The 16336-nt window shown below is 43.7% G+C and carries 4 protein-coding genes; all 4 read left to right on the top strand.

Features of this window, described 5'->3' with window-relative positions; all coding sequences use genetic code 11:
- Positions 1-51 precede the first annotated feature (51 nt).
- Positions 52-519 (top strand): DM13 domain-containing protein, encoded by a 468-nt coding sequence (locus tag ACQEXS_RS06275; protein WP_367989644.1) that lies wholly within the window; start codon positions 52-54, stop codon positions 517-519.
- Between the two features lie 232 nt (positions 520-751).
- Entirely contained in the window at positions 752-11803 is an 11052-nt protein-coding gene (locus tag ACQEXS_RS06280) for a DUF11 domain-containing protein (RefSeq protein WP_427013396.1), read from the top strand.
- 53 nt (positions 11804-11856) lie between these two features.
- Positions 11857-15384 (top strand): hypothetical protein, encoded by a 3528-nt coding sequence (locus ACQEXS_RS06285; protein ID WP_427013196.1) that lies wholly within the window; start codon positions 11857-11859, stop codon positions 15382-15384.
- A 9-nt stretch (positions 15385-15393) separates the two neighbouring features.
- Complete coding sequence (locus ACQEXS_RS06290) at positions 15394-16314, top strand: OmpA family protein (protein ID WP_427013197.1); 921 nt, start codon at positions 15394-15396, stop codon at positions 16312-16314.
- The last annotated feature ends 22 nt before the right edge of the window (positions 16315-16336 follow it).

A 16336-nucleotide genomic window follows, 5' to 3' on the forward strand; every position in this document is an offset into this window, starting at 1 on the left:
ACTTTTCGTGTACATTTGAGTCATAAATAAGTTTGACGAGAGTGCATCAGCGTGAAGACTGTTTTTTTAATCCTTTCACACCTTATTTTTGGTGCCTTGGGCTTTGCGTTAGGAATATACGCATTGCCCATTCTTACTCAACCAACCTCACCCTCTATGGCAATCATAGAGCAGGTCAACCACGAAGCTTTATACACAGGATCATTTCAACGAGATCGAACCGATAGTGATTTCCTCCATTGGGGAGTCGGTTCTGTTGCGATAAGCAAGAACAATATTGCGTTTGTCGGTGAATTAGCACCTGGCCCGGACTACAAACTCTATTTATCCCCTGTATTTATTGAAACAGAGCAGTCGTTTGCTGCAAATAAAGATCAAATGGTACGCATTGGCGACGTGAAAACGTTTGACCGTTTTACACTGCCAGTAGATGAAGAGGTGAATGTATCCAATTACAACACCATTGTTATTTGGTGTGAGACATTTGGTGAGTTTATTTCTTCGGCTCGTTACAAATAAAGCATTAAGTTCAACATTATCCATAGTAAAAAATGGTGCTTCTTAATGGTGCTACATTTTTGACACAGCAGTGACAATAATATGGCTGTTGCATAGATAATGCGACATTGATCCATATTTGTCATCTCCCCCTGACAATTCAGAGCAAAAATTAACCTTAAAAAATCAAAGCGTTATCAAGCAGGAAACAGTAGTGAGTCTAAGAAAAACAGTAAACCGTGTATTGTCTCTTATGTTCGTTTGTCTGATCTTTTTAGCTTCTGCGGCACAGGCAGCGGGAGAATTGGTGGTTGAAGTATCACCTCGGACAATGCAGTACGAAAGTGGTAAGGAGATCACCTACACGGTGACCGTCCAAAATACAACCACATCACGATATACCGATATTTCTGTTCAAGATTTACTCTGGGATACGACTGCCACGACGGAATCTGGATCTGCTAAAACATTTTCTGAACTGGCGATCACTTCTAGTCACAGTTGGGGATCGGATGCGGGTTCTTACCCAGACAATAACACCAACTTAAAAGCAACAGGAGTGACGTTAGCACCTCTTGGAAAGGTGACCTACACCTTTGTTGGAAAAGTTTCTGATGAAATCACGGGATCATTTGAGCTCAATACGACAAAGGTGACTGCAGATATCGATGGAGATGGAGTAGGGGAGTTGTTTGTTCCTTCTACGTTTGCCACTTATACTCCTGTACCTTACTCCTACTCAGTCGACCTATCTGTTGATAAAGCTCAGTATCAGATCAATCAAACGCTAGTTTATACGCTTAGAGTCACTAATACTGGCAGTTATGCTGTACGTGGCCTTGATATTTCCCAGCCATTTGCTTCCCTTGTTGCAGAAAACAGTGACGGGGTAAACATCGCAACATTTAGTGATGTTGCCATTGTTGGTAGCAAAACGGGCTCTGAAAGTGAGCTTGGTAACTATAGTGCCGGGGGAGATCTGTCGGTAACAGATGCCATGATAGGTCTTGGCGGAACGTTAACTTATACCATTACGGTGAAAGTGAGTGATGGGTTAGTTGGGGATATTATTACTTCGGCAAGTGCGCATACAAAAGATGGTGATGTGAGTTCTAATGTGATCACGACGCCTCCTATTGATGCCTCAGTTTCAATTTCACAACAGATAAATCATTCGCAGCCATACCTTATTAATGGTGAACGAGTGTTTACGGTGAAAGTTGAAAACACGGGGTTGGGAATTGCCCATGATTATCATGTTAAACACAATATTGCCTCTTTAGAGTCTCGCTTAGGTTTAGGCAACAACTTACAACCAGCATTTAATCATGAGGATGTTTCTGGCAATTTATTTGTCAGTTGGAAAATCAAAGTCATTGACTCAGGAGCCAATACAACGTCTGCCTATTTAACTGCAGGTGAGCAAAGCAATATAGATTTTGATGACACAGTATCGATTTATCCGGGCGAGTCGATTACTTATGAAATTCTAGCAACTCTCTCTCAAGTCGCGATTGGCAATATTCAAGGTGCCAATGCCGCGTTATTTGATAACAACGGCAAGTTTATTGAAGATGCTCAGATTTCAGACAGTATTCCCGCTGAAAAAGTACTGAATGTCGAAGACCCAGAGATCAAACTTAAGAAAACGACAAACGCTTCCCAATATACTCCAGGGAATGAAGTTATCTACGATATCTATGTTTCGAATAGCTCTTCAAAGTACTTTGCCAATAACTTGGCAGTGATTGATGACATGACCTGTATTCAGACAGAGCAAGCGGGTGGAGCTGGTCCGGGGCAAGCTTTCTCTGAGTGGAAACTGGACGTGGTGTCTGGTGAAGATGCTTTGGGTTCTGATCCCGGAACGTATAACTATGGTACTTGGTTAACTTCTCCAGTGACAGTGTCACCCGATATTGCTCCGGGTAAAGAAATCCACTACAAACTCACCGCCAAAGTAAGTGATACCAGCGTTGGACTGATTTTGGATAATAATCCAGCGTGCTCTGATAACATTACTGAAGATGGCTCTGGTATCCAAATGCCAGAAGATAACTTACGTGCAAGTAAGGATGTCGACACGCGCTATTATTCTTCTGGAGATACTCTCACTTACACTATCCGCATTGACAATGATGGGGATGGCTACGCGAACCAAGTTCGAGTTGTTGATGACGTTTCTAAGGTTGAAACGGTCGATATTCATGGATCATCCATCAATGCATTTCGTAGCTGGACGATTACAGCGCAAGCGTTTCATGCAGACGGTACTGTTGCTACGTCAACGGATACTGGTGTTTCGGGTTCGATCACGAGCCCAGACATTCTTGATGTAGAAGCAACCATTGAACCTCATAGTTACATTGTTTACACCATTCAGGCACAAACAGAGCCATTAGCTAACGGGCACATTCAAAATAGTGTGACGGTGGATGATACGGTTTATGCTGACCGCGGTTCCGATCCCAAAGACTTTTCTATTGCTCTCAATAAAACAGTGAAAACCAACACTGACACTGGTTTTCATGGTGACAAAACCAGCTACTCAAAATTAGAGAATGAGATTTCGTACCAGCTACATGTGAAGAATGAGAAAGGGAATGGTTTTGCTACCAATGTAAAGGTCAAAGATGCTATTTCATCGATTCAAGCAGGCATATTGGAGCCGGACAGTCAAAGTAAGCCAGTCTTCAAGTCTTGGACGATTTCTGCGGAAATTATTTCAGACAATTCGTTGCTAAATGGCAATGCAACATACACGGATGTTGGTACGTTTTCGGATAACGCAGATTTAGATACCGTCGCTCAAATTCCACCAAACGTAGAGGTTGTCTACACCATTATTGGTCAAATTGATCGTAGCAATGAAGATGAAATCATCTACAAGAAGATTGAGAACACGGCAACAGTAGAAACACCGGATTCAGATTCACAAAGTGAGACGTCAGATCGTGTTGTCGTCTATCCAAAAGAACCCAACGTAGTTGTTATTAAAACAACGCCGGATGAAGCGTTGATTCCGGGCCAATGGGTGACGTTTGACATCACCGTGTATAACCGTGGTGCCGGTTATGCGAATGAAGTGTCTGTTAATGATGACATTATTGGATTGGATGCTTTTTCAAAGTGGACAATCACATCTAATACGGATGATAACAATACGCCCCATAAAACAGGCAGTTATGCAGGTTCGAAGTCAAATTATCCCGATAACGGTAACATCAATACCAAAATTGATATTGACCCCAAAACTCCCGAAGGCATGGGTTTTGTTAGCTATACCGTATACGGCTTAGTGAAAAACGATTATGCCAAGCCTGAGATCGCAAACACGGTAGAAATACATGACCCAGTGAATGACCTTGATCAATCTGCATCGGCTGAGATTGGCGGTTCTGGTCTAGATTCATTGAATGTCTCTATTCTTAAAACAGCAGATGTGAACCATTTTGTCCCGGGTCAGTTTGTCGAATACAGCATTATCTTGCTAAACAACAGCCCAAGTGTGGCGGCCAAGTTAAAAGTTGTTGACCCGCTTACCGCGATTAAGTCTGTTTTAGCCAATAAAAAGGACAACCATTTCGCAGACTTTGAAGATCAGTCTCCATTCGAATATTGGCAATTTGACTACGGTGATGGTGCTGGGTGGCATGGCAAAACAAATGAAGATCTGATCTATCCTGAAGGTGATAAAACGCAAACATTCTCTCTAGCAGGGGGAGCGCAGCGAGTCCTAAAAATTAGGGCAAAAATCAAGGACAACGTCATTGGTTCGCGTAATGCGGGTGGCATTCTCGAGCAAAAGATTGCCAACGATGCGTATGTCTATAGAGAGTTTGGCTATGTGAGTCAAAAGTCACACGTTTCCCATCATGAAATGGAAAAAGCCCAAAATGGCGCTGATGTGGATAGAAAACTCTATGTTAATGGTAAAGAAAGCCGTTACTACGCACCGGGTGATACTTTGAAATATACCGTCAAAGTGTCTTCGCAAACGGGGTATGAAAATAATCATCGCGTGACAGAAGACATCAAAGGCGTTCAAGTTCAGCTTCTAGATGGCAGCAAAGCGAATCCATTTAACGATACTTTCACCGTTGCTGTGGAGCGAGAAAATGACAATGGTGGCGACGGAACCACGGATGGCAAGCTCGATGGAACGGTTGCTAACAATACGAACATTGACACTACTATTGACGTAGCTGGAAAAGACTATGTGTTGTACACGGTTGAAGGCGTTGTACGTGAAGATGCTACCGGAGATATCACTATTGGTGGTATTACGGTTAATCCATATGAGTATCATCTGAAGTTTAGTAAAACGGTTGATCAAAAGAACTATGAGCCGGGTCAGAATTTGGTATATCACCTGACCGTAAGTAATGATGGGAAAGGAAATGCCTATCAGATTGCGCTCGTTGATAGAATTTCAAGCATAAAGACCGAGTTGCTAGATGGTTCTACGGGTTTTGCTTTTAATTCTGGTTGGACGATTGAGCCGGCAGTCGTTGGTGGTAGTAAATGGGCTCAAGTCGATCTCGATGGCACTATTGAGAACAACAAAGATATTGATACACATATTTCTGTTCCGGCTGGTGAAACCATCGATTACAAAATCACCGCCAAAGTAAATTCACAAGCTGTAGGTAGTATTGTTAATCTGCTTTCTGTTGATGGAGATACGGTTAGTGCTGAAACCAAACCGAATACCCAGAAGTTTGATTTCGAAAAACATGTCACTAAGTACCTTGATAAAGATGGCGTGACAGAACTTTCAGGTGGCTACACGCCGGGCGGTTATGTGGTCTATCAGATTGATCTTAAAAATAAAAACAACGTCCACTTAAAAAACATTTCGATTAAAGATGATATCTCGGGGATCACGACCGATTACTTTGACGGCACGACAGGCCCTGCATTTACCAACTGGACAATAAAGTCAGAGGTTGACTCTAGTTCATACAGCTCTGCTGGCGCCGTTAGTGACAACAGTAACATCGATACCCACTTTAACCTTGCAGGTGCCTCATTTGTACCCGATGGCACTTATGTGCGTTACGTCATTACAGCGAAGGTGTCTGATAAAGCGGTAGGCGAGTTCCGAAATAGTGCCGTTGTGGATGGTAGACACACGCTAAATTCTGAGCGCTCAAGCATGTTGCCTGCAGAGTTAAAGAAAAAGCACGCAGCTTATACTGATGCGACGTTTGGCACGTTAAAGAAAAACTACAATCATCTTCCTGAAGAGCAAAAAGTTGTTTACCACCTAAGAATTGATAACCAAGGTAAAGGTACAGAATACAACGCTAACTTACTGGAAGAATTTACTAAGCTGAAAGCCAAAATTGCACAAGACGCAGCTGGTGAAGTGGATAATCAACATGGCATTGTTTATGAACCCGCAACTTGGCAGGTCAGCGTTACTAAGTCTGATGAAATCACCACAAATATCGGCAAATTTGTAGGTGGTGCAAATTTAGATATTGATATTCCAAAGCTCTCTATTGCTGCTGGTGGTTGGATTGATTTTAAGGTCGAATCGCAAATTCGCGATGACGCAATGACAGCTATCACCATCCAACCTAAATACAATGGCACCAGATTTGGTAAATCTCAGATTAACCCAGATAAGTCTAAGCTAGACGTTGCTAAAGAGATTGTTTCCATTGGGGGGCGACCTTATTCCTCTGGTGCGACATACAAACCGGGTGAAGAAGTTGTTTATCGATTTACGGTGGCAAATACAGAACCAGTTTGGCGAGACAATAGCGTCTTGAAAGATCTACTTTCTGCTGTAACGGTGGAAGTGTTAGGTGGTGGTGTTGAACCTGCGTTTTCTCATACGGAAATTACGCATACGATCTCGCAAGGTATTGATAGTGATGTAGATACTTATCTCCCTCGTTATGACACTAACGGTGATTTAGATATTGTTTCAGATATTGCACCGGGTGAAACCATTACTTTCACCATTAAAGGGACGATACGAGATGACGCTCTTGGCGTAATTGCAGCAAACCGTGCGACTGGTGGGCAGCATAGTGTTGATACCGACGAGATACCGCCAGTTGCTCCTAATCTTACCTTTAATAAGGTCGTCACAAACACCACTGCTGACGGCAACCACTGTACGTTCCCGTCATCAACCGGAACCGGGTGTGAGTATAATCCAAGTGGTCAGGTCGAGTATCAAGTTTCGATTGAAAATAACGGTGAGGGCATTGCTAATGACGTCCATGTTGTTGATAAACTGAACGCAATTATGACCTCAACGGGTGCTAAGGCATTCAATAGTATTTCTACTACGATTATTGAACAGCCACCTGCGGATCGTTTTTCCATTACCGGTAACTACCACGGCAACAAGCCGCTCGATGCAACCTTTGATCTCATGTCGGGTGATAAGGTGGTTTTTGCGCTATCTGGTACCGTTGATGATGACGCAACAGGAACCATCACCAACATCGCAAAAGTAAATAATCTCGATTCCAATGAGGTGCTGTTGGCGCAGGGCGATGCTGAAGTCCTAGCGATGAAAATGACGGATACACCAACCTATACCCCAGGTGGTGAAGTACGCTACTCCATGTATATAGCAAATAAAGCCGATACAAACGCAGATGTACAAGTGTTGGATGAGATTTCCAAATTCCAAGTAGAAACTGCAGATGGAAGCATGCAAACTGCCCTCGAAAGTTGGACCATCAGTGCCAATGTCATCAGCAACGTGGGTGCTGCTCACAATGATATATCTGCAATTCCAACCAGCGGCGACATTAATGCTCTGGTCAAACTGGGTGCGGCAACCACCGAACCAACGGTGGTTAAAATCGATGTTGTTGGTAAAGTGCGAGCTGATGCGGTAGGTAAGTTTGGCAATACGTTATACGTGGACGGCAAGCAATATAGCCTACAACAACACTTCATTTATCCGGTTCCCGGTGCGATTTCTGTGGACAAAGAACCGTCTATTTCTCCAGCCGTGTATGCACCCGGCGATGAGATTGGTTTTGATATCGTCGTTGAGAATACCGGAGCAGGCTACGCAAAAAATGTACGCATCGAAGATCTTGTCACAAGTGTACGTGCAGATGCCGTTGGCAGCATAATCTCTGCTCGCGTGTTTGATAAATGGGACCCATCGAAGAGCACTGTCAAGGTTGTAGATGCAGGTAGCAGCAAAACTCATGTTATTTCTGAAACGTCAATGGACGCGACTGACGCTTTCTCTGGTGTCTACAATTTGGCTCCGGGAAGTAAAATTGAACTGCATCTAGTTGGAACCGTGGCCTATAACATTGTTGGCGAGATTCGAAACCAAGTTGATGTAACAGCAGATGATATCGATGCGGCGAGTGATGATGCGATATACCAACCCGTTGATGCGGTGCTGAGTGTGTCGAAAGTCGTAGACAAACCTGTCTATCTGAGTGGTGACACTCTGACTTATACCATTGTTATTACGAATACAACACGAGCTTGGGCGTCTGGTGTTCAAGTCCAAGACTTTGTTAATCGCATCACCGCCGAATCGATTCATGGCGATACAATTTCAGCCTTTGAGTCTGGAAGTATTCAAATTACAGGGCGATCTGATAAGGGCACTTTGCTTCCAACTTCGGTGGATGATTTTATCGATGAAACCATAGATATTGCTCCATCTGACACCATCACGGTCACCATTAGTGGCAAGCTCAAGCAAGAAATTGTTGGTGACGTTACCAATAACGTGAGTGTCGAATTTAATGGTAATACGTTGACTGATGAAGCAGTAAGTTCTTTGTTGGTACCAAATATTACGATTACTAAAACACCAATCGACGAGTACTTTTCACCGGGAACAGTGAATGGATTCAAGATCCTTATTGAAAATAAAGATGCGGCATTTGCGAACGATATTCGATTGGAAGACATCATTACTAATTTGAATGTCGATACAACAGAAGGCAGCCCACAACCAGCTTTCTCCAACTGGTTAGTAACGTATAAAGCGGGTGATCCGGCGACAGAAGTTGACGTATCGACGTATTCTTGGAATCAAGATATTCGCCATACTATCGATTTAGCACCAAACGATACGATTGAATTTACTGTGCGTGGTGAAGTTAACAAGAAAGCCATTGGTATTATTGATAATGAAGCCAAAGCAACCTTTGACGGCAAAGTCCAAACAAGTGCTGCACAGCTAAAACCAAAACCTGCGGTAATTACAATCAGCAAGTCTGCTGATCGTGAGTTCTATCAAGCGGGTCAATTAGCACAATTCAAGGTTCGCATTGCGAATGAAGGGGATGGTTTTGCTGACAATGTGGCCATTCAGGATTTGATGAATGACGTCACAGTCAGCTTGGTCGATGGCTCAACAGGGACTGCCTTTGAATCGTGGGATATTGATACGTATGTCAGCCATCCGCAAACAACGGTTGCGACAATGCCTGATGGTAAGAACCCGAATATTGATACATTGGCAGATATTGCGCCAAATAGTTACATCGAGTTCACTATCCTTGGCACGGTTAACCGTTATGCAACGACGGATATCATTAACCAAGCAAAAGCTAAGTACGCAAGCGAGCCTGAACAGACGGCACACGCGGTGATCAAACATCGCCCAATATCGCTGACTCTTAATAAGTATGTAGGTGAAACTGGCACAGAAACTGAGATGACTTATGAGCCAGGAAAGTCTGCAACATTCCGTGTTGTCTTAGCCAACCAAAATGAAGCATTTGTTGCTGGTATTCATTTAAAAGACCTAATCTCATCGCTCAAAGTCGATACAGTCAATGGGACGTCTGAGCCGATATTTTCTACGTGGTCGATAAAGGTCAACAAAGGCGATGCGCTAACAACTGTCTCGCCGGATCCCTCAGGAAGCGGTAAGGACATCAATGCAACCATCGATTTAGCACCGAATGACACTGTGGAGTTTGTAATCCAAGGTATCGTCAACGGATATGCGATTGGCCGAATTGATAACAAAGTAACCATGTCCGTGAATGCGACCCGTGCTCAGCGCTTTACTGCTGAAGCAAGCTTATTGCCAGAGCCAGATCATGTGGTGATCACTAAAGAGGCGGATGACCCTATCTATGTGGCTGGTGAACAAGCGGTATTCCGCATCAAGCTGTTGAATGACAGTAAAGGATTTGCAAATGATGTACTGCTGCGTGATGCCATGTCCCGTATTAAAGTTCAAACTCAACCGGATTTATCTACGGGTAACCGTGAGGTGGTGAATGCGTTTACTCAGTGGAATGTTGAAGTAAAAAGCAGTGATCCAAGAACGGTGGTTGATGCCGGTTCCTTGGGCGCAAACAGTGATATCAATGCTGCTATGGATATAGCACCGGGTGATACCGTCGAGTTTATTATTACTGGCACGATAGACCCGCGAGCAATGGGTGAAATCGTTAACACCGCACATAAAATTGATGAGTCGGCGACAGCGACAAGTGCGATCTCAAGTCGACGAGCAAATGCGGCTACCAAGCAACAAGCCAGTATTGAAAGTGTGAGCGCAATGATCACACCAAGAGCGGTTCAGCTTGCTGTTGATAAAACGACATCCAAAGGTGAAAACGCTGAATACACCAATGATGATTCAGAGCTAACTTACCTATTACGTGTCAGCAACCTAGGTTCTACCCAAGTGACGGGTGCGCAAATGGTGGATGAGATCAGTAAGCTTACTGGTTCAAACGGCAACCCACTATTCACGTCTTGGAAAGTTAGCATTAAAGAGTGGCCTTCAAACCAGATTAAAGCTGAGTTCACTGATAGGGACTTAAACTTGCCAGAGGGCGGCGTATCACTCGATCTCTTGCCTTATATGGGTAATGGTTATGTCATTGAAGTTAAGGGTGAACTCAACAAAGGGTTGGATGACGATATTACGAACACGTTTAGTGTTACTGACCCTGCGACGGGAAGTACAGCGTCGGATGATGTCACCATTCATGTTAAAAAGTTTGCAGACAACGAAGGTGAATTATCAGTAACCAAAGAGGCGCTGAAAACAGATGCTCAAGTTGGGGACGTGATTGAGTATGAAGTGATCATCCAAAATAATAATGACTCTGAGTTTAAAAACGTCAAGCTCGTCGACCGTTATCCTGCAGGCTTCGAGTATGTCTCAGGTTCGACGGAGATAACCAACAGTGGCCCTGACGGTGCTTTTGATACGGGCGATGACGTTGTGAGTACTGAAGAACCCGCAGTGACCAACTCACTTACGTTCAACATTGGTGACATGCAAGCCTACGGAACACCGGAAAAAACCATCACGGAACAAGTCCGTGTGCGTTATCTGCTGCGTGTTAGCGTGGGTGCGACGTTTGGCAAGTATGTAAACACTGCTGTTGCAATGGCGCCACCAGAAGGTCAAAGCTCGGGCGCATTAGAGCCAAAATCTAAAACTGCATCAGCAACGGTGGAAGTGGTCCCTGATAAGGTGTTTGATACAGCCTCGATCATTGGCAAAGTCTTTGAAGACCACAATAAAGATGGATTCCAAGCCGACGCCACCGCATCTAATATCAACGTGCAAGCGTATGTTGCACAAGCTGACTACGTACCGAACTCAACCGTGATTGTTAAGGATGGCAAAGAACGCACTATCAAGGATTTAGCCTTTAAAGCTAAATATCATCTTGGTCATGTCTATGGCTTAGAGCAACAGTTAGAACAGCAAGCGTTTAGCTATCTGCATGGAAAAAATAAAACGGTGCGGCGAATGGACTCTCCTCTTGTAGCTGGCGTGGAAGTAGACGAGTTGATGGGAATTTCGTCGAATCGAACTTTACCTGAAAGCAACCAAGTAGCGTTCCAACTTAAGACGCGCTCTCGTCATGGTTTTGATGTGGTCGTGACCACAGATTCGGGTACACGCATCGAATTCGATGCTGAGGGACATATTAAAACAAACTACAGTGGTGATCGTGCATCAGGACTCTCTGCTGAGAACTTAAATATCACGCGTAATCTATATAAAGATGGCGATCAGTTCCTTTGGGAAATCATCATTGAGAACAAGGGGATCTATGAAGATGGTATTCCTGGAGTTCGTTTATTAACCGTTGAAGGCATTGTGATTGAGACGGATCAATATGGCCGTTACCACGTTCCGGATCAGTGGGTGCTTGATAAGAAAGGTAAACAGTTCCTAATAAAAGTGGATACGGACTCTTTGCCAACCGGTATGAAAGTGATCAGCGAAAACCCGAAAGTGCAGCGTATTTCGCCAAACCAGTTAACCAAATTTAACTTTAGCGTTTCGGTCGAAGAAATCGAACAACCGTAATAATAACAATGACAAGGGCTCATGAAACATGAGCCTAAACTCGGTAAGTATTTATGAAAACGTTTAAAAAGACTCAACTAGCAGTGTGTGTATTGGCAGCGTTACCTGTGGCGGCGCTGGCTAAAGATACGAGTAAACTTGAAAAGCTTGATACTGATTCAACGAACATCGAAGTGATGCCTCATAAGCAAGAGGATAGCTCGCGTATCTATCTCGAAGAAGGGGCGATATGGGCCAGTCGTGATATTACCCGTTTTAATCCGGTTATGGATGTGAGCGTTGGCGATGAGTTGGAAGTGGCCGATGGAAAGTTGAATGATGAAGTTAGCTTTACCATTACCACAAACTACAGTTACTACATTACACGCTATCAGCTTGAAATTTTTCGAGGTGAAGATCGCAGCCTTTCTCAACCATTAACGATCATTACGGGTGAGCAGCTCGCAAACGATTATGACATCAGTTGGGATGGTAGTAGTGATGTCGACTACCGTTTTACTTCGGGTAACCAGCTACAGTTTCGCTTCAAGGCTTGGGATAAAGACGGAAATATGGACGTGACGACCATTGGTGTGATGGATCTAGTGCGTCCAGACTCCGAGGTGGAGCTTGAGCGTAACGAAGGAGAAGAACCCATTGGGCGTAGTTTTGGTAAAGCCAAATTGATGCGTCACAACATTCCAACCAATGCTGGCTTAGCAAAGTTCATGGGAACTGGGTTAAAAGGCGTGGATAAAGTACAAATTGGTGAGGATGAGTTTGAAGTAGAAGATGGTGAATTATACGCAGAACAGTTCCTACCCGCGGACGCTTATCTATTCCCAACCAAAGTGACCTTTGATAATGGCGATGAACGTCGTTATCAATTGTATGTTCGTATCCCCGATACGTACTACGCGCAGGCTGGTCTTGCAGACTTTTACATCGGAAAGAATAAAGTCACGGGCAATACTGGGGCGTTAGGAGTTAACGAACAATATCAAGATGATGTCTACAACCAAGGTCGTTTGGCGTATTTTGGACAAGGTAAATTTGGTGACAAGTTAAGGGTAACCACCCATTTTGATACTAAAGACAGCGATATTAGAGATATGTTTAAGCACCCGTTTGCCGCTGACGATTCGAGTGTGTTTGATATTCTAGAAGATGACGACGAGCTGTATTACGGTGACTATGGTGATGGTGCCAATATTCACAAGGTAGTGAACACTAAAGGCAAGGTGTATCTCGACTTAGAATACGATAAATCGCAGGTGCTTTGGGGGAATTACAACACAGGCTTAACTGGGACGGATAACAACGATTACAACCGTAGCTTGTATGGTTTCAAAGGTGACTATCGTACCCGCTCGACCACCAAGTTTGGTGAAGATCGCTTGAACATTGTGGGCTTCACTGCATCGTCTGACTCATTATTTGCTCATGACGAGTTTTTAGGTACGGGTGGTTCTTTATATTTCCTACGGCATGGTGAAGTTATTCCCGGCAGTGACAAGGTTTATGTCAAAGTCATTAATAAAGACAGCGGGATCTCGGAACGTGAAGTGCCTTTGCAAGAAGGGAAAGATTACGAAATTGATGCGTACCAAGGTCGAATTATTCTGACTCGTCCACTCAATAACATTATTTCAGATAGTTTTGGGAGTGTTATCAATGACGACCCAAGTGACGGGTATGAAAACTATCTGGCTGTTGATTACGAATATGTGCCGCAAGGTAAAGACAGCAAAGACGCTCTAGCCTATGGTGGCCGTGTTAAAGGTTGGTTGAACGATTACATCGGGCTCGGTGGTTCTTATGCAACGGAAGAGCGTGATGCCCAGGATTATGAATCTTATGGTACGGATTTAATCTTGAGGGCAACGGAAGGGACGTATTTGAAAGCGGAATTTGCCCATAGCAAAGGACGCCAAACCGATTCGAATTACGTGTCATTTGATGGCGGTTTAACCTTTACACCAATTGCGACGGATTTAGAACAGCGCGAAGGTGACCTAATACAGGTGAAAGGTGTCGCGAACCTCTATGATATAGCGCCAACAATTTTCTCCGCCGTCGGTAACGATGTAAAAGCTTGGTATAAATCCAAAGATGCTGGTTATAGCTATGCAAGCCAGAGTGACAACCTAGCTCAGGAATCATTTGGTACTGAGCTGCGTTTACAAGCGACGGATCGCATTAGTATTGCGACTCGCTATACATCGATGGAAGAAATAGAACTTGATGGCACGCTTAAAACTGATACCGAACAAGTTGAATTAGAAGGCCAACTTAAAGTCACTGAACATATTAAAATCTCTGCTGCAGGCAAACAGGTCGAAGAGCTCAATCGCGACAGTATCAAAGGTAAAGGTACATTGGCGGGGGTACGGGCTGATTACATATGGGACAGTGACACGAATGTCTATGTAAAAGGTCAAACCACAGTCGATAAAAACGGTGGCTATGAAGATAATGACAGCCTGTCAATTGGTGCTGAAGCGCGACTGTTTGAAGACGTTAAACTCGGTGGGGAATACACCACTGGTGATAGAGGTGATGCCGCTGAAGCAACACTGACATATGATGTGACAGATGATTATTCTACCTACCTGACTTATCAGGACGATAATTATGAAGGGAAGAACAATGTCATTGTTGGTCAACGAGCAGATCTCACATCTAGTGTGGATTTTTACCAAGAAAATCAATTTGTTGATGAGAATAACGGTAAAGGACGCATTGACTCATTCGGATTTGGTTACGACATGACCGATGATGTTGATTTTGGTATTGGTTATCAACAAGGTGAGATTGAGAAAACCAATGAGCTGGGTCAGATGGAAGTGACGGAACGACGGGCCGTTACCTTTACCGCCAACATCGATATTAACGATGTTAACCTCAAACATAAGGCCGAATATCGAGTCGATAAAGGGAATGACAATGTTGACCCAAGCCGCCGACGAATTGATCAGTTTGTTACCACCAACCGATACACGCACTATCTAACCGAAGAATACACCCTGTTTGGTAAATACAATTACTCGAAATCAGTGAGCAAAGACACTGATGAAACTTTAGAGCGATTTATCGAGGCCACGGGTGGCTTGGCTTATCGCCCCATTTATAATGACCGCCTCAACCTATTAAGTCGATACACCTACATTGCCGATCAAGATAACCTTGACCGAGAGGTAGATTATACCGATGAAGAGAGCCATATCGTTGAAATTGAGGGGATCTATTCAGTCAATGCCAAAGTTGATGTGGGAGCGAAATATGCTCATAAAGACAAGAAAGAAGATTTCGAGCGTGCCTCTGGCAATGTAGAAGTGGTTGAAAGCAACATCAATCTTTATGGCGTAAGCACCTCCTACCATGTAATGAAAGATTGGGAAGTCACCGGTGAATATCATTGGAAAACTGACACACTCAATGATGAGCTAGAACATGGCGCTCTTGTGTCGTTCAACAAGCATCTTTCAGACAACTTTAAAGTGGGAGTGGGTTACAACTTCTCTGGCTTTGATGGCAATCTCGTCAATGACGACGATTATGATGCAAAAGGTGTATTTATTAACTTGGTTGGTAAGTTATAAGGGCTTCGTATGAATTTCAGTAAACTGATCCAAAATATCTTGTTGGCGTTTGCCAGTTTAATGTTGTTTGGATGCTCAACCGATACTTACGTAAGTAAAGAAAACATTGATAAGTTTGGCGATCCTAAAGTTGAAAAATTCTTAATCAGAGAATGTATTGTGCCTGAGCGCGATATCCGTATCGCAATGGCATCACACTTTGATTTTGACAAAGCAGAACTCAAGCGAGAAGACAGAGCGTCGATCGATAAACTCATTGAAGGTATTCAAAAGCTTCATGGGCAAATTTCAATCGTAGGGCATACCGACTATCAAGGGAGTGATGCCTATAACGAGAAGTTATCATTACGCAGGGCAGAGGCGGTTAAAGCCTATATGCAAAGTAAGCTTGACGAGACTCGATATGATTGGGAAGTGAAATATTATGGTGAATCGCGCCCGGTGGCATCTGGTAATTCATTAGAAGCGAATGCTCAAAACCGAAGAGCGTATGTACTGTTTGAACAGACTCAAACCCAACAAGAAAATCCTTTCTGTGTTCCTCCGGAACCAGAAAGGAAAGTACTGATGGCGATGACGTCGCATTTTGATTTCGACAAATATGTGTTGCCCCAAGCTGATCTCGCATCATTAAATGAATTTGCTGATAATTTAAAAGGTTTGCAAGGCAGAATACTCATTGCTGGGCACACCGATTTACAGGGTTCGATTAGTTACAATGAAAAGCTTGCAGAGCAAAGAGCCGAATCTGTGTTGCATTATTTACAGTCAAAGCTAGACCCTAGTCAATATGTATGGGAAGTTAAGGCTTTTGGCGAGCTTGATCCTTTGACACAGGAGCAGAGTGAGGATGCGAATGCGCTAAATCGACGTGCTTTTGTGGTGTTTAAGGAAGGCAAGCTGCCAATTGACGTAACTACATCAAAATAAGAATCAAAGGGGCCAATGAGCC

Source organism: Vibrio sp. TRT 17S01 (assembly GCF_050113695.1).
GTDB lineage: Bacteria > Pseudomonadota > Gammaproteobacteria > Enterobacterales > Vibrionaceae > Vibrio.